The sequence below is a fragment of the Allobosea sp. NPDC055594 genome (assembly GCF_053618995.1).
The window spans coordinates 17,933-36,072 of record NZ_JBSHIO010000010.1 but is presented as its reverse complement, the minus strand read 5'-3'; the positions used below and the strand labels follow the sequence as shown (position 1 = coordinate 36,072).

Below are 18,140 nucleotides of genomic sequence, written 5' to 3'. Positions count from 1 at the left end.
GGCTATCCAGATCGCTTGAAGTGAAAGCGAGCAATTTTATCTAAATCGGCTTTTGCGCCGAGCATCGAATTCAGTACAAACCAAGTATAAATCTCATTGTAATAATTTTGAGCGCTCGCGCAAGGATTTGTTAACCAGCCGCGTGCCGTGCCGGAGCAAGGCCGCCACGGCGGACATGATCGGGAACGCAGCGGGGGGAGGCTCGGCGGCCGGGCTTCGGCCGCTCGGGCGTAGCGCGGGAAGAGCGCGCGGGCGGAGCGCCGGGCGTGCTGGCGGGGCGTTGCCGGGGCGATCGGACGCCCTGTCGGTGGGGATGTTCGGAGCGTTGCGGCCCTTTCCGGGCCGCGGCCGGCTCAGAGCTCGAGATTCTCGTCGAGCAGATCGGCGGAGAGGGGCATCCGGAACTCGGCGGCATAGCCGCCGTCGAAGCGCCGCACGATCCTGGCGGGAGTGTTGCCGAGGCGCACGGGGGTGCCCATCGGCAGCTGGTGGTCGGTGGCGAAAGCGGCGCCGGAGAGCGAGAAGTCGATCAGCCGCACGGAATGCTCGGTGCCGTCCTCCAGCGTCACGACGCAGCGCGGATTGCGCGGCACGACGCGTTCATGGCGACGATCCTCGGGCAGGCCCAACTCGTCGCGGTTGGCGAGCCAGGTCAGCTGCGCCGTGAACTTCTCGCGCTTGCGGCTCGTCGCGGTGATGGTCATCGCGAAACCGTCCGGCGTATTGCGGACGGCGAAGCCCTCGACGCGGCCGAGATGTTCCAGATAGATGATGACGCGGTCGCCGGCCGAAGGCTTCGCCGGCGCGATGACGCGCAGGCCGCCGGGCGAGATGTCGGTGGTCTGGCAGGGGTATTCCATGCGGTTCGGCAGCATATAGCGGCCGAGAAGCACGACCTTCATGCGCTGATGGCGCCTGCGCTCGACAGGCGCCGCCGCTCTCCTCTGATTGTTCGGCGCGGTCAGCATGGCAGGTTCCGGTTCTTAACCGGAGTTACCCTAGGGTGACGCTGGTTAAGAGTTGGTTAGCCTTTTCAGGCGCGGCCGCCGGGCAGGAGCAGCAATTTCGGCCGTTTGTCGGAAGCCGGCGTCTCGATCTGGCGAGGAGAAGGGGTTCCGGGCCAGATCATCCTGAGCGAGATCATCCGCATCGAGTCGAGGGTGTCGAGCCCGAGCCATTCCGGCGTCACCGCCGGGGAGAGGGCGCCGAGAACGCGGGCATGGGTGCGGCCACGATAGCGCAGCGGCAGCAGGAGCAGCTCGAGATGCACGCTCGCGCCGGAGATGGTTTCGGCGGACAGGCCGGCGACCGCACCGGCGGTTTCATCCATCACGGTCTGGACCAGCCGGCGCATCTCCCCCTGGGCCTCGACACCGGGCCAGAGCGCGGCGAAGGCGCGGCCGCGCTGCTCGCGGCCGAACAGGGCGCAGAGCCTCGTACCGGCGAGCCGGAAGACCGGGCCGATCGGCTCGTTCTCGAGAACGAAGGTGTCGGCCAGCGCGTGGCGCAGCGCACCGGGCTCGATCTCGCCGCGTTCCGGGGCGTTGCGCTCGCCGCGCAGCTCGTCCCAATAGTTAAAAACCAGACGGGTGCTGGGGTTCTTCATAGCATGGTCCAATCGGGGCCTCGCCCTTCGATCTGTGGCGGATGCGTTCCAAACCGGGGCGCATCCGTGCGAATCGGGGACGTTTGAGTCCTTGGCTGAGCGAGGGACGCAGAGTGCGTGCCGGGATGCCATGGCGGCGTGCCGAGATCGGCCGGCAGGGGGTTGTTAGGGTTAACAAATCGTTAGGATTGTGGATAACCGCTTAAAATGCGATCTATTCGGCCTGCGGAATTTGCCGTCGCGCGCTGCGTGCCGGCATCCGGCTCGAAGGGTGGCGTGGGGACGCGACCGGCCAAGGGGGCGGGAAGGGGAGGGCTCGCGCGCTCCCCTTTTCCTTTTCCCGCCTTTGCGATTGTCTGGCGCGCCAGCTTGAGCCAGTGAAGGACCCATGTCCGCGAACCCAGACGATCGCCTCCGGCTCCCTCCGCGCGAGCCCATCCTCAACCTGCCCGCCGCCGTGGTCTGGCTGATCGCGGCGCTGGTTCTGGTCCAGGGCGCGCGCGAATTCCTCGACGCCTATGACGATTTCGTCGTGATGTCCTGGCTCGCCTTCGTCCCGGCGCGGCTGAGCTTATGGCTCGAGCCGGAGCGGCTGAACGAGCTGGTACAGTCGCTCGGTACCTCCGGCAGCACCGAATTCGGCCAGCGTCTGCAATTGATCAGGTTGCTCCTGGCCGATGGTGGCCCGCGTCTGTGGACGCTGGTGAGCTATGGTCTGCTGCACGGATCCTGGCTGCACCTGGTCTCGAACGTGGTCTGGCTCGCCGCCTTCGGCAGCCCGGTGGCAAGGCGCCTCGGGACCGCGCGCTTCCTCAATCTGATGGCGCTTTCGACAATCGCCGGAGCCTTGCTGCACTGGTGGTCGCGCGAGCTCGACGTGCTGCCGCTGGTCGGCATCTCGGCCGGCGTCTCGGGGGCGACGGCGGCGGCGATCCGCTTCGTCTTCTCGCCGGGCGTGCATTTCGGCGGACTCGGCCATGACGAGGCGGTGCGGGCGATCCCGGCCGAGCCGCTCGGCAGCCTGTGGCGCAATTCGCGGGCGCTCCTGTTCATCGTGATCTGGTTCGTCACCAACATCCTGTTCGGCGCCGGGCTGGTGCCGATCCTCGGGGAGGAGACCAGCATCGCCTGGGAGGCGCATATCGGCGGCTTCGTCGCCGGATTGCTGCTCTTCCCCTTGCTCGATCGCGGGCCGATCCGCCGGCGCTGAGGCCGGCAGCGGGACCGCACAGGACCGCCTTGCCGTCGCCGCAGAGTTCGCCCACATTCGAACCAGTCCAGCGTAACGCCGGATCGCAGATGGGGGCGACCTGTCGGCTGGCGGCGTTGCAGTGGTTCCAGTGGCCTACGCGCCCTTTGCGGCGCCTATCGTCGGAGGAATACTCGATGAACGTCGCTCATATCCTCGGAAACAAGGGTCACGAAGTCGTCGCGCTGCAGCCGCATCGCACGCTGGGCGAAGCTGCCGGCACGCTCGCCGAAAAGCGCATCGGCGCCGTGGTCGTGACCGGGGCCGATGGCAGCCTGCTCGGCATCCTCTCGGAGCGCGATATCATCAAGGCGCTCGGCGCGAGCGGCGTCGATGCTCTGTCGAGCCCGGTGTCGCGGGCGATGACGGCCAAGGTGGTGACCTGCCGGCTGGAGACCAGCATCGACGAATTGATGGAGATCATGACCTCCGGCCGTTTCCGGCATGTGCCGGTGGTGGAGGATGGGCGCATCGCCGGGATTGTCTCGATCGGCGACGTCGTCAAGCACCGCGTCGCCGAGATCGAGGCCGAGAGCAAGGCGATGCGCGACTATATCGCCATGGCCTGAGGTGCGCGGCTCCCCTTCTGATCGAAGGCTCCTGATCGCTGCCGCCGTGGGTCGTCCCGGGCGACCGTAGGGAGACCCGGGACCCATGCCCGAACTTTGATCGGAAAGGCTCCGGAGTGGATCCCGGATCTCCGCTTCGCTGCGTCCGGGATGACATTGAGACAGCGCCTTGGCTGTGAAGCCTCAGGAAAGCGGCACCCGGTTCGCCGCGATCACGGCGGCGATCTCGTCGAGCGCGCGCTCGGTCGCCTGGCGTCCGAGCGCGATCGCCTCTTCGGCACGATGGAAATCGAACAGGCCGACACGGCCGAGCTTCGGGCCGATCATCACATCGGGCGGATCGCCGGCGAGACGCGAGCGGGAGATCCGGTCCTGGGTGATGTTGAAGGCGTCGATCATCACGCCGACGAGACCGGGCTGGTCGTTGTTGCGGCCGGTGAAGCCGCGCACGCGCTCGCGCACGCCGCCGAACCAGCCGGAAACCGCCGGCGCCGGCTCGCTGGCAAAGGTCTCGGGGTCGGGATCGGCACCGTGCGACTGGATAACGGTGCCGCGCCCGGCCATGTCGGTGTTCAGATTGACGCAGAGCACGACATCGGCGCCGAGCGCCCGGGCTGCGGAGACCGGGACCGGATTGACCAGGGCGCCGTCCATCAGCCAGCGGCCACCGAGCTTGACCGGGTCGAACACGCCGGGCAGCGCGTAGGAGGCGCGCAGGGCATCGACCAGCGAGCCGCGCGTCAGCCAGATCTCGTGGCCGGTGCCGAGCTCGGTCGCGATGGCGGCGAATTTCGGCGGGAGATCGGCGATCTGTAGCCCGGCGAGATCGCGCTCCAGCAGCCGCTTCAGCCGGCCGCCGCCGATCAGCCCGGCGCCGCCGATATGGAAGTCCATCAGGCCGACGACGCGCCGCTTGGTCAGGCTGCGGGCGAATTCGGTGAGTTCCGCGAGCTTGCCGGCCGCGAAGCAGCCGCCGACGACCGCACCGATCGAGGTGCCGGCGATCACGTCGGGGGCATAGCCCGCCTCATCCAGGGCCTCGAGGACGCCGATATGGGCCCAGCCGCGGGCGGCACCGCCGCCGAGCGCCAGCCCGACCCGCGGCCGCCCGCAGCGGGATCCGGTTTGGATGGTGAGATCGTTCATCACAGCTCCGCCGCCGCCCAAGCCGAAAGCGCGCCTGGCAATCTGATCCAGTCTCATTGGCACGGTCCTCCGCGAACCCAGAGAATCGCGCCGGCCGATGAGCGCCAGGTGAATGCGCCTGGAGCGCGAGGCGGCTACCGGTCGCTTTTGAAATAAATATGAAAGCTTGGTTTAAGGACTGCCAACGCCGTGCCTCAGGCGAAGGTCAGGGCTGCGCCGGCCGCATCGCGCAGCGGCACGCTGCGGTAGAAGCAACTGCGCCGGTGGGTATGGCAGCAGCCGCCGTCTCCGCCGACCTCGACCTTGATCCAGAGCGCGTCCTGGTCGCAGTCGACGCGCATCTCGACGATGGTCTGGACCTGGCCCGAGGTGTCGCCCTTGTGCCAGAGCTCGCCGCGCGAGCGCGACCAGTACCAGGCCTCGCCGGTCTCTATGCTGCGCTTCAGCGATTCCGCGTTCATATGCGCGACCATCAGCAATTCGCCGGTCTTCGCGTCGGTCGCGATGCAGGTGACGAGGCCGTCGCGATCGAATTTCGGCGCGAGCACGGGGCCTTCCTCGATCGCCCGCTTGTCGGAAAGGGTGGGGAAGGTGGTCATGCTGGGAGTTCCTGAACGGGCTGGTATCGCTTGTCTGCCCTCGTCGTCATTCCGGACGAGCCGCCCTCGGGTCCGGCCTTTGGCCGGCCCAAGGACAGGCTCTGCGGCGACGATCCGGAAGCCATCGCAGGGCCGCGGCACTCTACGATGGATTCCGGGACTGCGCTGCGCTTGCCCGGAATGGCGGAGTGGTCAAAGCCCCGGCGACTTCACCATGGTGAAGAAGCGGACCTGTTCGGCGGCGTCGCGGAAGCGGCCGGTATACTGCGTCGTCAGGGTCGAGGAGCCCTGCTTCTGCACGCCGCGCATCGACATGCACATATGTTCGGCCTCGACCAGGACGGCGACGCCATGGGGCTTCAGCGACGTCTCGATCGCATGGGCGATCTGGGCGGTCATCGTCTCCTGCGTCTGCAGGCGTCTTGCGAAGACATCGACGACGCGGGCGAGCTTCGACAGGCCGACGACGCCGCCATTCGGGTAGTAGCCGATATGGACCTTGCCGACGAAGGGCACCATGTGGTGCTCGCAATGCGAATGGAACGGGATGTCGCGGACCAGGACCATGTCCTGATAGCCGTCGACCTCCTCGAAGACCCGGTCGAGGATCTCGCCGGCGTCCTGATCATAGCCCCTGTACAGTTCGCGATAAGCCTTGGCGACGCGGGCCGGGGTCTCGAGAAGTCCCTCCCGCGACGGATCGTCGCCCGCCCAGAGAATCAGGGTGCGGACCGCCTCCTCGACCTGAGCCTGCGTCGGCTGGGTGATGATGAACTTGTCTGCGGAGGGGCTGATCGCCCGCTCTACGGACAAGGACTTAACCACATTGTCCATGTGGAGCCTCCCGTTACGGTTTAGCCGGCCTGCTCGTGCGGGCCAGCGTGACAGACAAGTTCGCCCTGCTCGTCCAAAATGCCGGGCGCCCTCCCGGAGAGAGCGCCGGCACTCTATATTGGGTGCGAAAGCCGGCAACTCCAGACCCGGCCGGGGCGGCCGATGCTGAACGAAGTCTATAACAAGCGTATCCTGGAACTGGCAGGAAACATTCCGCTGCTCGAGCGGCTGCCGGAACCGGACGCGACCGCGACGGCGCATTCGCGCCTGTGCGGCTCGACCGTGACGGTCGATCTCACCATGGCCGGCGATATCGTCACCGGCTTCGGGCATGATGTGCGCGCCTGCGCGCTCGGCCAGGCTTCCTCCTCGATCATGGCCCGGCATGTCGTCGGCTCGACGGCGGCTGAGCTGCGCGAGATCCGCGAGCGGGCGAGGGCGATCCTGAAGGAGAACGCCGAGCCGCCGGACGGCAAATGGGGCGACCTTGCCGTGCTGGTGCCGGTGCGCGAGTTCAAGGCCCGCCATGCCTCGACCATGCTGACCTTCGACGCGGTGGTCGATGCGATCGGCCAGATCGAGGCGAAGCGGGGCGAGACGGCGACGGGTTGAGCCGCTTATTTGAGCCCGAAGGCGAGGCGGATCTCCGGCAGCGTCTCGTTGTAGCGGACGCGGAAGGTCGGGTCGGCGAGAAGGGCCTTGCCGACGACGCGGCCGATCTTGTCGCCGGCCTCGAGGTCGCTGCGGAAATGGAAGCCGCAGACGAGCCGGCTCTCATTGTAGGATTTCACCCGCTCCTCGAACCTGTCCGCGAGCTCCGGCACCGCTTCCGAGAGCAGGGTCGCATAGAGGGCCGCGGTCGCGGCATGGGCCGAGGGGAAGGAGGTGCCGCTCGGGCGCCCGCCCGGGCAGGGCTTGATGCGGACCTTGCTCCACATCAGGAAGGGCCGGGTGCGGTTGGTCAGGCGGTTGACGCTTCTCAGGAGGATGCTGAGCTCGATCTGCGCCTCGCGCATCAGGAGGCGCACCTCGCGATGGGTGTTCTCGACATAGGCGTGGTCGATGCCGTTCAGGAATGCGTTGAGTGTCTGGTACTGGTCGGCGATGGCGGCCTTCTCGCGCTCCGGCGTGCGGGCGCCGGAGATCGCCTGGACCTCCTCGAACTCGGCCTTGGCTTCGGGGGTGTTCTGGCCGGGCGGCAGGCCGATCACCTTGGCGACGTCGATTTTGGCGGCGTCGAGCCAGATCAGATAGGGTCGCTGCTGGGCTTGCGCCGGTACGGCCGCGGCCAGGGCAAGCATCAGCCCGGAGAGGGCGAGGGTGTTTGCGAAGGAGCGAGCGCGCATCATGTCCACTATTACGGAGGGCAGAATCGGCCGACGATGAAGCCGGTGCTATCAAGCCATGTCATACTTGCCTGAACATGCTGAAAAAAGCCTTTCATGGCGTCGCATGATCGCGCTGGCCCCGAGGCGGGGTGCGCATCTCATGATCCGCGCCTATCAGCTCAGCTTTTCCATGCTGGTCGGGCGGGGTTGCCGGCACTGGCCGAGCTGCTCAAGCTATACCGACGAGGCGATCCAGCGCCATGGGCTCTGGCGCGGCGGCTGGGTCGGTTTCGCGCGGATCTGCCGCTGCACGCCGCTCGGCACATCCGGCATCGACCTCGTCTGCGAGGAACTGCCGCCCCGGAGCGCCTGGTACAAGCCCTGGTCCTATGGCCGCTGGCGCGGCGTCAACGCGCCGCCGGTCGAGCCGGAGTGATGGTGTGCGGCGCAATAAGCGCCCTGACATGGCCCTGAGGCCCTCATCCTGAGGAGCAGCCGATAGGCTGCGTCTCGAAGGATGTTCCAGAGAGCTCGGGCGCCTCCTGAGCCATCCTTAGAGACTCGCTCTGCGAGCGCTCCTCAGGATGAGGGCCGCGGGGGGCAACTGTCCTTGAGCAGGCGCTCCGCCACTCCATTCCGCGATTGCCTGCGCCCTCCCGCTCGTATAGGCCTCGCCGGCGCGCGCCGATCCGGCTGCCGGCCGCGCCCTTCAAAGGCAGCCGGCCTTGACTTACGGGGCTCGTATCCCCGAGTGAGCAGGAGCGCGATCGATGACGATCTCCCTGACTTTTCCCGACGGCGCCAAGCGCGAATTCCCCTCCGGCATCACCGGCAAGGAGATCGCGGGCGGCATTTCCCCCTCGCTGCTGAAGCGCACCGTCGCCATGGTTCTCGACGGTACGATCGTCGATCTCGCCGACCCGATCGCCGCCGATGCCAGGATCGAGTTCCTGAATCGCGAGGATCCGCGCGCGCTGGAGCTGATCCGGCATGATTGCGCCCACGTCCTCGCCGAGGCGGTGCAGGAGCTCTATCCCGGCACGCAGGTCACTATCGGCCCGGTGATCGAGAACGGTTTCTTCTACGATTTCTTCCGCAACGAGCCGTTCACGCCGGAGGATTTCGCGCCGATCGAGAAGAAGATGCGCGAGATCATCGCGCGCGACAAACCCTTCACCAAGGAGGAATGGAGCCGCGACCGGGCGAAGCAGTTCTTCCGCGACAAGGGCGAGGCCTTCAAGGTCGAGCTGGTCGACGCCATCCCGGAAGACCAGACGCTGAAGATGTACGCGCAGGGCGACTGGATCGACCTCTGCCGCGGCCCGCACATGACTTCGGTCGGCAAGGTCGGCAACGCCTTCAAGCTGATGAAGGTGGCCGGCGCCTATTGGCGCGGCGATTCCAAGAACCCGATGCTGACCCGGCTCTACGGCACGGCCTTCGCCAAGCAGGAGGAGCTCGACGCCCATCTCAAGCAGATCGAGGAGGCGGAGAAGCGCGACCATCGCCGCATCGGCCGCGAGATGGACCTGTTCCACTTCCAGGAGGAGGGGCCGGGCGTCGTCTTCTGGCACTCCAAGGGCTGGCGCCTGTTCCAGGAGATCCTGACCTATATGCGCCGGCGCCTCGCCGCCGACTATGAGGAGGTCAACGCCCCGCAGGTGCTCGACAAGTCGCTCTGGGAAACCTCGGGCCACTGGGGCTGGTACCAGGACAACATGTTCGCGGTGAAGTCGGCCTCGGCCTTCGAGAACCCGGCCGACCAGGAGCGCGACCACAAGGTCTTCGCCCTGAAGCCGATGAACTGCCCGGGCCATGTCCAGATCTTCAAGCACGGGCTGAAGAGCTATCGCGACCTGCCGATCCGGCTGGCCGAGTTCGGCAATGTCCACCGCTACGAGCCGTCCGGCGCATTGCATGGGCTGATGCGCGTGCGCGGCTTCACCCAGGACGATGCGCATATCTTCTGCACCGAGGAGCAGCTCGCGGCCGAGTGCCTGAAGATCAACGAGCTGATCCTCTCGGTCTACGAGGATTTCGGCTTCACCGACGACCTCGTCATCAAGCTCTCGACGCGGCCGGAGAAGCGCGTCGGTTCGGACGAATCCTGGGATCACGCCGAGGACGTCATGAACAAGGTGCTGGAGACGATCGCGGCGCAGTCCGGCAACCGGATCAAGACCGAGATCAATCCGGGCGAGGGCGCCTTCTACGGGCCGAAGTTCGAATATGTGCTGCGTGACGCCATCGGCCGCGACTGGCAGTGCGGCACGACGCAGGTCGACTTCAACCTGCCGGAACGCTTCGGAGCCTTCTATATCGGCTCGGACGGCGAGAAGAAGCAGCCGGTGATGGTGCACCGCGCCATCTGCGGCTCGCTCGAGCGCTTCGCCGGCATCCTGATCGAGCATCATGCCGGGCATTTCCCGCTCTGGCTGGCGCCCGAACAGATCGTCGTCGCGCCGATCACCTCGGAGGCGGACGCCTATGGTGAGGAAGTCACCATGGCGCTGCTCTCGGCCGGGCTGCGCGCCCGCGCCGATCTGCGCAACGAGAAGATCAGCTACAAGGTGCGCGAGCACTCGCTGGCCAAGGTCCCGGTCATCCTCGCCGTCGGCAAGCGCGAGGCCGAGGAGAAGACGGTGACCGTGCGTCGTCTCGGCAGCCAGGCCCAGACGGTGATGAGTCTCGAGGCCGTGATCGCGGCGCTGAGCGAGGAGGCGATGCCGCCGGACCTCGCAAGGGTGAAGAAGGCGCGGGCGGGCTGACGAGGCCGCCTTCCGTCAGGCGATCGCCTTTAAGCGTCATTCCGGCTGGAGCGAAGCGGAACGCCGCAATCCATCGTAGAGCGCAGCGCCCTTCGATGGATTCCGGAGCAGCGCCGCTTCGCTGCTTGGCCGGAATGACGTCTCCGCCAGAGCGAATTTCGCTCCGGAATCATGCCGCTCCGGCGTTCCTGTTCGGACTCCGGGTGCGACGCAGATCGGCCGTGCGCGAGAGCAATTGCTCAGCCCTCGCCAAACCACCTCTGACCATGCCAAATGGCCGGCGATGTTGACAGGTTCCTATCGCAAGCGGCTCGACGCCGATCTCAACCGCTGGGTGGGCGAGGGGCTTGTCAGCCTCGAGAGCGCGACCACCATCCGCCGCTCGCTGACACAGGAGGGCGGTTTCCGGCTTCCGGCCCTGCTCGGGCTGTTCGGCGGCCTGCTGATCGCCGCCAGCGTCTCCGCCTTCGTCGCGGCGAACTGGGAGGAGATGCCGCGGCTGCTGAAGCTCGGCCTGATCCTTCTCGGCCTCGCCGGCTCGTTTGCCGTCGCGGCCAGGCTGGAGAGCCGCGGCTCGACCGGCGGCGCGGATGCCGCCGCGACCTGCGGCACGCTGATCTTCGCAGCCGGCGTCGCGCTGGTCGGGCAGATGTATCATCTGCCGACCGACTGGCCGGGCGGTGCCCTGCTGATCGCCGTCGGCGCGCTGATCGCCGCCTTCCTGCTGCGCTCCAACGGCGCGCTGGTCATCGCCCTGATCGCGATCTGCGCCTGGGCTGGTGGGCGCTGGGACGAAAGCAACGGCCAGATCGGCTACGGCTTCTGGCTCGCCTTCCTGCCGGCCTTGTGGCTGGCCTGGAACAGGCGGAACCGGCTCGTCCACCATATCGCCGTGCTGGCGGCGCTGCTCTGGTTCGTCACGCTGCCCGGCCAGACCATCTTCATGCATTTCGACTACGGGCTTCTCGCCTATGGCCTGGCGCTCTCCGTGCTGTTCGTCGTGCTCGGCGCCTTCGCGCTCGACCGGGGCGGGCCGGAGCTTTTGACCGCCTGCCTGCCCTGGGGGCTGATCAGCCTGGTGCTGATCCTCAATCTCGAGCTCGGCCGCATCCTCGACATGCATCAGGCGCGGCCCGGCACCGCGATGTCGCTCAACTATTTCGCCTATGCGCTGGCCGTCCCGGCGCTGACCGGGCTGGCCTTGCTCGGGCGCGAGCGCCGCTTCGTCTGGCCGCTGGCGTTGGCGCTGCTGCTTTCGCTGATGGTGCCGGTGGTATTCTGGAGCGGTGGCGTCGTCGCATTGGCCGGCAAGATCGCGATCGCGACGCTCGTCCTGGTGATCGCGATCGCGCTCGTCCTCGCCGGCGCGGGCGGGGGCGTGCGCCGCCTGACGATCGCCGGCTCCGCCCTGTTCGCCATCGCCGTCCTGATCCTGCTCTGGCAGACGATCGGCACATTGCTTGACCAGTCGCTGTTCTTCCTCGCGGCCGGCGCGATCTTGATCGGGCTCGCCAGCGGCGCCAGACGGTTGCTGGCGAAATTCGCCAAGCCGATGGAGGCCTCGCCGTGATCCGCCTTCCGGCCGCAGACCACCTCGTCGGCCGCCTGCCGGTGCTCTGGCGGGCGCTCGCCGCGATCCTGATCCTCGGTGGGCTGATCCTGCTGCTGGTCGAATCCCGCGCCCGCATCCTGCGTTCGGGTACCGAGGTCCGGCTGGCGACGGCTCCGGTCGATCCGCGCGACCTGTTCCGCGGCGACTATGTCATCCTGAGCTACAAGATCAGCACGCTCGATCCGGCAGCGCTCGACGGCGAGAAGGCGCTGAAGCGCAATCAGACGGTCTATGTCCGCCTCGCGCCGGGTGCCGACGGTTTCGCCGAGGCCAAGGGCATCTATCTCACCAAGCCGGCGGCGGCTCCCGGCGAGAGCGTGATCGAAGGCCGCGTCACCTCGACCAGTAGCTGCCTGACCGGCGCCGATGGCGAACCGGACTGCAAACTGGGCACTCGTGCCATCCGGGTCGTCTATGGGCTGGAGAGCTATTTCGTGCCGCAGGGCACGGGCAAGGCGATCGAGCGGACCGAGCGCAAGCGGATCGAGATCGTCGCGGCCGTCGCGGCCTCCGGCCAGGCCGCGATCAAGCGCCTGCTGATCGACGGCAAGCTCGTCCATGCGGAGCCGCCATACTAGAGCCGTGTCGGATCGGGTTGGAACAAGCTGACCTGGACGGGCTCCGGGAGGCTGTTCGACAAGGGCAGCCCTCATCCTGAGGAGCAGCCAAAAGGCTGCGTCTCGAAGGATGTTCCAGGTGGTTCCGGAGCCTCCTGAAGCATCCTTCGAGACGCCATCCCTGGCGGTATGGCTCCTCAGGATGAGGGCTGAGCGAAGTGTCAGGCTGGCTCCGAGCCCGCCGGAACGCACCGGCGCCTGCCGCGTTCATCCCTATGAGCACAGTGTCGTGATCGCCGCCGGCGGAGCCTTGTCGGTGACACAATGTTAAGATGAACGTCAGATGAACGAGAGGCTGGCGGCCTTCCGATTCAGCCTTTTGACGGAGCGGTGTGACGTGAGCGGTTTCTGGCGCCTGATGCTGTTCGGGAAGGGGCCGCGTGAAGCGGCCTTGCCCGGGCGCGATCTGCGCATCGACGCCATTCGCGGCCTGATCCTGCTGATCATTTTCGTCAACCACATGCCGGGCAATGTCGTCTCGGCCTGGATGCCGCATAACTACGGTTTTTCCGACGCCGCCGACATCTTCGTGCTGCTTGCCGGCGTCTCGGCCGCCTTCGCCTATGGCCGACTGATCGACCAGCGCGGCATGCTCGTCGGCGCGCTCAAGGTCGGCGCCCGGATCTGGACGCTCTACATCGCCCATCTCGCGCTGTTCGTGCTGGTCTGCGGCATCATCGCCACTGCGATCGTGCGCACGCAGAACTCGCTCTACATGGAAGCGATCAACATCCAGCCCTTCTTCAGCGACACGCCGGCTGCGGTGATCAACGCGCTCGGACTGACTTACCAGCCCTATTATCTCGACATCCTGCCGCTCTACATCGTGCTGCTGGCGCTGTTTCCGCTGATCTATGTCGCGGCGCGCACCAGCCCCTTGCCGACGCTGCTGGCTTCGCTCGCGCTCTGGCAGGTCGCCACACATCTCGGCTGGAACCTGCCGAACCATCCCGGTGAGGCCGGCTGGTTCTTCAATCCCTTCGCCTGGCAGGTGACCTTCGTGCTCGGAGTCGTTCTCGGCCGGCTGGCGCTGGTCGGCGCGAGGCTGCCGCGGCTCGCCCTGATCGATCTGATGGCGCTTAGCGTGCTGGTTTTCGCCGCTTCGGTGAAGCTTGCCTCCGGCAACTTCCTCGCCGGCGTGCCGATGCTCGGCGAATGGGTCGACGGATTGCAGATCGGCATCGACAAGACCAACCTGGCGCCGGTTCGGCTCGTCCATCTCTTGGCCCTGGTCTGGCTCGTGCTGCGCTATCTGCGCCCGGGCTCGGCGCTGCTGCGCAGCCGGATCGGCGGCGGGCTTGCCGTGATCGGGCGCCATTCCCTCGAAGTCTTCTGTGCCGGCATCGTGCTCGCCATCGCCGGACAGATCATCCTGGCCGAGACCTCTTTCGCCCTGTGGGTGCAATTGCTTGTCAACCTCGCAGGGATTACGATCCTGGCCGGGCTAGGAATGTTTCTGTCGTGGTACAAGACGCTTACGGCTCGCGCCGCCGGCGCCCCTCGCGAGCAGCCTGTCGCGGCCTGATCGCCGTCGCCTTCGCATTGGCGTGCGCGCCGGTGCTCGCGGCGCCGAAGCCGTTTGCCCCCGCCAATGACGTGCGCTGCCGGGCCGGCGCCAGCCAGCACCCCTTTGTGCCGGTTCTGCCTGCCGCGAAGCGCGCCCTGACCGAGACCAATCAGCTCGTCATCGTCGCCTTGGGATCCTCGACCACAGCGGGTTCCGGCGCGAGCGAGGCCAATAGCAGTTACCCGGCCGTGCTCGAGGCCGAGTTGCGCCGGCGCCTGCCGGGGCGCGAGATCAGGGTGATCAACAAGGGCGTCGGCGGCCAATCCGCCTATGACATGTTGCTGCGCATGGAGAGCGACGTCATCGCCGAAAAGCCCTCGCTGCTGATCTGGCAGACGGCGGTGAACGACGCGATCCGCGATATCGGCGAGGAGAAACTGGCGAAAATCCTGAAGAAGGGTATCCGCCAGGTACAGGGCGCCGGCGTCGATCTCGTGCTGATGGACCTGCAATGGCTGCCGCGCGAGGGCCGCTATCCGAAATATGACGACTACCGGGCCGTGCTCGCCAAGACGGCCGCCGAGAACAATGTCTCGGTGTTTCCGCGCTACGGCATGATGCGGAGCTGGTCGCGCAGCAAGCAGTTCACGCCGGAGGAGCTGGTCGGCATGGATGGCGATCTGCATCTCGTCGATGCCGGCTATCGCTGTCTCGCCGTGCGCCTCGCCGACGGGATCGCGGCGGCGCTGACCGGGACGCGATCCGACGGCAAGCCGACCAATTGAGGCCGTGAAGCGCCCGGATCAGCGGGCGATCACCTCGATGTCGCGGTCGCGGCCGGCCTCGACCTTGAAGTCGCGCGAGAAGACCTGCCCCTCCTGCCGGGCGATCAGGACATAGTCGCCTTCGGCGAGGATGACCTGCGGGAAGGCACCGATCGCCTCCCGGATGATGTCGCCGCCGGGGGTGAGCACGCTGAAGGCGGTTCCGGCGAAGGCTTCGCCGCCGGGGCCGGCGACGAGCTTGAGCGTCACCATCGCCGCCCGATGGTGAAGGGTCGCCTGCGTCACCTTGCCGGCTTCGACGCGGACATCGGCGCGCTGGATGGCGTTCGAGTCACCATAGGTCGAGACGATGTGGTAGGTGCCCTCGGGCAGCCGGATCAATTCGCCGGCCTTGGCGTTGGCGACGACGAGGCGGCCTTCCGAATTTCCTTGCAGCGGCACGAAAACCGAGAAGGTGAGCTGCGCCGGAGGGATCGGCGTCTCGCCGATCGAGCCGGCCAGCGAGAGGGCGCCGGCGCTGATGCTGATCCTGTCGCTCAGGCCTTGCGGGCCGAGCGTGACGCGCCGCGTGCCGCTGGCGAAGCCATAGGCGGCGTGCAGCAGATAGACGCCGGGCTCGAGCTGGAACACCGGCTCGGCATCGTTCGAGCGGGCTACGATGCGCGGCGGCGTTCCGTCCGCGGTCTCGACGAGAACGCGCCAGACCAGGCCGGAGCGGATCGGCTTGCGATCGGCGGAGAATTGCGCGCCGAGCGCCAGCGTCGCCTGACCGGTGCGCGTGCCGAGGAAGCTGTTCGTGGCCGGGGCGGGGCCGGCGGCCGGCGGCGCAGGGGATTGCGTCTGCGCCAGGGCGGGCATGGCGACGAGAGCCGCCAGGAGGATGGCTGCGCAGCGGCGGGCGGCCCGCTCGCCGCCAAGCTTGAACTCTTCGGTTTGAAACATGCGCCGTGCCGTCATCATCCTTGCGCCGGAGTAGGAGCAGGCTCGCTTGTCCTCATCATGGCAAAACCTTAACTCAGGAGCGGCCGCCAGCGGCGTTCGCCCTGCCATCCTCTCCTGCCTGGATCGTTCATGACCGACACGCTCGCCCTGCTCAAGCTCCGCCGCTCGGTTCCGCCGCAATTTCTGGCCGCGCCCGGCCCGGATGAGCGCCAGCTTTCCGAACTCCTGACCATCGCGGCGCGGGTGCCCGACCATGGCAAGCTCGTGCCCTGGCGCTTCATCGTCTTCTCGGGCGCGGCCAAGGCCAAGGCCGCCACGCTGGTCGGCGAGGTCTTCCGCAAGCGCAATCCCGATGCACCGGAGGACAAGGTCGCGTTCGAGGCCAAGCGCCTCGCCTATGCGCCGGTCGTCATCGCCGTGGTGTCGCGCGCCCGCCAGCATGAGAAGATCCCGCTCTGGGAACAGGAGCTCTCGGCCGGCGCCGTCTGCTTCAATTTGCTCGTCGCCGCCGAGGCGATGGGCTTTTCCGGCTCCTGGCTGACCAACTGGTTCGCCTTCGACCGCGACGTGCTGGATGCCTTCGGCCTCGCCGCCGACGAGCGCATCGCCGGCTTCGTGCATCTCGGCACCGCCGACACCAAGCCCGCCGATCGCGAGCGGCCGGATCTCGCCGCCATCGTCAGCCATTACGGGCAGTGAGCGCGGCGATGATCTATTCGAGCAGCGGCGAGCCGCATGACCTCAAGCACGATCCGTTCAAGGCGATCGTGGCGCCCCGGCCGATCGGCTGGATCAGCGCGGTGAGCGCCAAGGGCGAGGTCAATCTCTCGCCCTACAGCTTCTTCAACGCGATCTCCTCGCGGCCCAACATCGTGATGTTCTCCTCGGAGAACCGGAAGGACGCGGTCGCCTTCATCGAGGAGACCGGCGAGTTCACCTGCAGCCTCGTTACCAGGACGCTCGCCGAGCAGATGAACCTGACCTCGGCGCCGCTGCCGCGCGGGGAGAGCGAATACGCCCATGCCGGGCTCGCAATGGCGCCGTCGCGCTTCGTCAAGCCGCCGCGCGTGGCGGCGAGCCCCGCCGCGCTCGAATGCAAGCTGCTCTCGGTGCAGCAATTGCGCGATCTCGACGGGCAGGAGGTGCCGCGCTGGATGGTGCTCGGCCAGGTCGTCGGCGTCTTCATCGACGAGGCCTATATCCGCGATGGCCGCTTCGACACCGCCGGCGCCAACCCGATCGCGCGCTGCGGCTATGCCGACTATGCCGAGGTGACCGAGCTGTTCTCGATCGCGCGTCCGCCCGGCGGCTAGACGCGGATGCCGCCGCCCGATGACGAGCAGGACCCGGACTGGCGGATGACCGTCAACCTGCTCGCCATCGTCGCGGTACTGGCCCTGCTCGGCCTCGGCTTCTGGCTGCTGCGCGAGCTCAACGAGAGCCGCAAGGCGCAGGATTGCCTGTCCTCGGGACAGCGCAGCTGCCGCCAGATCAGGACGCTGTGACGGCCTGCCATGTGGGCGAGGCGCCGCCCGCAAGGCCGGGTCGCAATCGCCAAAGCCTGAATCGTCAGAATCGGTTGGCGGCTTCGCTTAATCTCTCGTGCCAGCCCGTGCAGCGGGCTGACGCAGCCGGCGCGCTACCGCGCCACCGTTGCCTTGCGTGGCTTCGATGATCAGCCGCCCGAGCTCGCGGGCGCAGGGCGTCTTGCCGCCGGGCGACCAGATCAGCGCGAATTCCAGGTCCGGCAAGGGCGGCAGGCCATAGGCGGGCCCGAGCACCCTCATGCCGGGCTCGAGCTCGTCATGCGCGATGATCGAGGCGCCGAGCCCGGCCAGCATCGCCGCCCGCAAGCCGTGCAGATTGGCAGAGGTGAAGCCGGTGTGCCATTCGATGCCGGTATCGGCGAGGGCCTCGATCGCGATCGTGCGGCACAGGCAGGGCGGGTTCGAGAGCGCGAGCGGCAGCGAGGCGCCCGGCGGGACGGCGAAGTCATCGGAGGCGGCCCAGACGAAGCGCTGCCGCCGCAGCACCGTTCCGCCGCTCTCGCCGGCCCGGCGCATCGCCACCGCAAGGTCGAGCTCGCCATTCTCGATCCTGGCGCTGAAATCCTGGCAGACGCTGACCGAGGCTTCGAGACGCACGGCCGGGAAGGCGCGGGCGAAGCGGCACAGCAATTGCGGCAGCTCGTCGCCGAGGAAGTTCTCCGGCACGCCGAAGCGGATCGAGCCCGCAAGCGCCGAGATCCGGAAGCGCTGCGCCAAGGCCGCATGGGCCTGCAGGATCTGCCTGGCATGGCGCAGGAAATCCTCGCCATCCTCGGTCAGAGCCAGCTTGCGCGTGGTCCGGGTGAAGAGCGGGCGGCCGACCTGCTCCTCCAGCCGGCGGATCTGATGGCTGACCGCCGATTGCGTCAGATGCAGGCGCTCGGCGGCGCGGGTGAAGCCGCCGGCCTCCTCGACCGCGACGAGGGCGCGCAAAAGCTCGGGGGCGAAATCCATGACCGAGATTTATTAGCATGTTCACTGAAAGGCGAGAAATTAAATCATTTCCGTCATGTCGTTGCTGTCCCTAGACG

General features: G+C 67.2%; 20 protein-coding genes. 12 read left to right on the top strand and 8 right to left on the bottom strand.

Translation table 11 applies throughout. The annotated features are described in order from the left end of the window. Window positions 1-353: 353 nt before the first annotated feature. Complete coding sequence (locus ACWGRX_RS19275) at window positions 354-968, bottom strand: PilZ domain-containing protein (RefSeq protein WP_291638510.1); 615 nt, start codon at window positions 966-968, stop codon at window positions 354-356. 65 nt (window positions 969-1,033) lie between these two features. Further along, the gene (locus ACWGRX_RS19270; RefSeq protein WP_291638509.1) at window positions 1,034-1,606 is read right to left on the bottom strand and encodes a PAS domain-containing protein; all 573 of its coding nucleotides are present in this window, start codon (window positions 1,604-1,606) and stop codon (window positions 1,034-1,036) included. A gap of 388 nt (window positions 1,607-1,994) precedes the next feature. Here ACWGRX_RS19270 and ACWGRX_RS19265 point away from each other — a divergent pair, with 388 nt between their 5' ends. Together ACWGRX_RS19265 and ACWGRX_RS19260 are read left to right on the top strand one after the other, a co-directional pair. After that, window positions 1,995-2,816, top strand: coding sequence for a rhomboid family intramembrane serine protease (locus ACWGRX_RS19265; RefSeq protein ID WP_291647389.1), 822 nt, complete (start codon window positions 1,995-1,997; stop codon window positions 2,814-2,816). Window positions 2,817-2,992: 176 nt separating this feature from the next. Continuing rightward, entirely contained in the window at window positions 2,993-3,424 is a 432-nt protein-coding gene (locus tag ACWGRX_RS19260; RefSeq protein WP_291638507.1) for a CBS domain-containing protein, read from the top strand. A gap of 183 nt (window positions 3,425-3,607) precedes the next feature. Here the strand turns inward: ACWGRX_RS19260 and ACWGRX_RS19255 are convergent, their stop codons facing one another. The 3 genes from ACWGRX_RS19255 to folE all read right to left on the bottom strand — a co-directional run bounded on the left by ACWGRX_RS19255 (window position 3,608) and on the right by folE (window position 6,003). Further along, window positions 3,608-4,570 carry a patatin-like phospholipase family protein gene (locus ACWGRX_RS19255; RefSeq protein WP_452118860.1) on the bottom strand — a complete coding sequence of 321 codons (963 nt, stop codon included), beginning with the start codon at window positions 4,568-4,570 and terminating at the stop codon, window positions 3,608-3,610. Window positions 4,571-4,764: 194 nt separating this feature from the next. Beyond that, window positions 4,765-5,169 carry a phosphoribosyl-AMP cyclohydrolase gene (hisI, locus tag ACWGRX_RS19250; RefSeq protein ID WP_452118859.1) on the bottom strand — a complete coding sequence of 135 codons (405 nt, stop codon included), beginning with the start codon at window positions 5,167-5,169 and terminating at the stop codon, window positions 4,765-4,767. A 192-nt stretch (window positions 5,170-5,361) separates the two neighbouring features. Then, window positions 5,362-6,003, bottom strand: coding sequence for a GTP cyclohydrolase I FolE (gene folE / locus ACWGRX_RS19245; protein WP_291633086.1), 642 nt, complete (start codon window positions 6,001-6,003; stop codon window positions 5,362-5,364). 162 nt (window positions 6,004-6,165) lie between these two features. Between folE and ACWGRX_RS19240 the strand changes: the two genes are divergently transcribed. After that, a complete protein-coding gene (locus tag ACWGRX_RS19240) occupies window positions 6,166-6,615 on the top strand; it encodes an iron-sulfur cluster assembly scaffold protein (RefSeq protein WP_291633088.1) in 450 nt (149 codons plus the stop codon). Window positions 6,616-6,620: 5 nt separating this feature from the next. Here the strand turns inward: ACWGRX_RS19240 and ACWGRX_RS19235 are convergent, their stop codons facing one another. Then, the gene (locus tag ACWGRX_RS19235; protein WP_452118858.1) at window positions 6,621-7,349 is read right to left on the bottom strand and encodes a phosphatase PAP2 family protein; all 729 of its coding nucleotides are present in this window, start codon (window positions 7,347-7,349) and stop codon (window positions 6,621-6,623) included. A 106-nt stretch (window positions 7,350-7,455) separates the two neighbouring features. Here ACWGRX_RS19235 and yidD point away from each other — a divergent pair, with 106 nt between their 5' ends. From yidD to ACWGRX_RS19205, 6 genes are all read left to right on the top strand, one after another. Next, entirely contained in the window at window positions 7,456-7,767 is a 312-nt protein-coding gene (gene yidD / locus ACWGRX_RS19230; RefSeq protein WP_291647386.1) for a membrane protein insertion efficiency factor YidD, read from the top strand. A 334-nt stretch (window positions 7,768-8,101) separates the two neighbouring features. Next, window positions 8,102-10,099, top strand: coding sequence for a threonine--tRNA ligase (thrS, locus tag ACWGRX_RS19225; protein WP_291647385.1), 1,998 nt, complete (start codon window positions 8,102-8,104; stop codon window positions 10,097-10,099). Between the two features lie 283 nt (window positions 10,100-10,382). Further along, the gene (locus ACWGRX_RS19220) at window positions 10,383-11,669 is read left to right on the top strand and encodes a DUF2157 domain-containing protein (protein WP_452118857.1); all 1,287 of its coding nucleotides are present in this window, start codon (window positions 10,383-10,385) and stop codon (window positions 11,667-11,669) included. Then, on the top strand, window positions 11,666-12,289 hold the full coding sequence (locus ACWGRX_RS19215; RefSeq protein WP_452118856.1) for a GDYXXLXY domain-containing protein: 624 nt from the start codon (window positions 11,666-11,668) through the stop codon (window positions 12,287-12,289). The genes ACWGRX_RS19220 and ACWGRX_RS19215 overlap by 4 nt, the downstream gene beginning before the upstream one ends. 376 nt (window positions 12,290-12,665) lie before the next feature. Next, window positions 12,666-13,853, top strand: coding sequence for an OpgC family protein (locus ACWGRX_RS19210; protein WP_452118855.1), 1,188 nt, complete (start codon window positions 12,666-12,668; stop codon window positions 13,851-13,853). Further along, on the top strand, window positions 13,790-14,620 hold the full coding sequence (locus ACWGRX_RS19205; protein ID WP_452118854.1) for an SGNH/GDSL hydrolase family protein: 831 nt from the start codon (window positions 13,790-13,792) through the stop codon (window positions 14,618-14,620). Before ACWGRX_RS19210 ends, ACWGRX_RS19205 begins: the two co-directional genes overlap by 64 nt. An 18-nt stretch (window positions 14,621-14,638) precedes the next feature. Here the strand turns inward: ACWGRX_RS19205 and ACWGRX_RS19200 are convergent, their stop codons facing one another. Next, window positions 14,639-15,562: a hypothetical protein gene (locus ACWGRX_RS19200; protein WP_452118853.1), complete on the bottom strand. Its 924-nt coding sequence runs from the start codon at window positions 15,560-15,562 to the stop codon at window positions 14,639-14,641. Window positions 15,563-15,691: 129 nt separating this feature from the next. Here ACWGRX_RS19200 and ACWGRX_RS19195 point away from each other — a divergent pair, with 129 nt between their 5' ends. The 3 genes from ACWGRX_RS19195 to ACWGRX_RS19185 are packed head-to-tail and all read left to right on the top strand — an operon-like array spanning window position 15,692 to window position 17,067. After that, window positions 15,692-16,261, top strand: coding sequence for a nitroreductase family protein (locus ACWGRX_RS19195; RefSeq protein WP_452118852.1), 570 nt, complete (start codon window positions 15,692-15,694; stop codon window positions 16,259-16,261). 8 nt (window positions 16,262-16,269) lie between these two features. Beyond that, a complete protein-coding gene (locus ACWGRX_RS19190) occupies window positions 16,270-16,875 on the top strand; it encodes a flavin reductase family protein (protein ID WP_452118851.1) in 606 nt (201 codons plus the stop codon). Window positions 16,876-16,881: 6 nt separating this feature from the next. Beyond that, the gene (locus ACWGRX_RS19185; RefSeq protein WP_452118850.1) at window positions 16,882-17,067 is read left to right on the top strand and encodes a hypothetical protein; all 186 of its coding nucleotides are present in this window, start codon (window positions 16,882-16,884) and stop codon (window positions 17,065-17,067) included. An 87-nt stretch (window positions 17,068-17,154) separates the two neighbouring features. Here ACWGRX_RS19185 and ACWGRX_RS19180 read toward each other — a convergent pair whose 3' ends face one another. Next, window positions 17,155-18,063, bottom strand: coding sequence for a LysR family transcriptional regulator (locus ACWGRX_RS19180; RefSeq protein ID WP_452118849.1), 909 nt, complete (start codon window positions 18,061-18,063; stop codon window positions 17,155-17,157). Window positions 18,064-18,140: the final 77 nt, after the last annotated feature.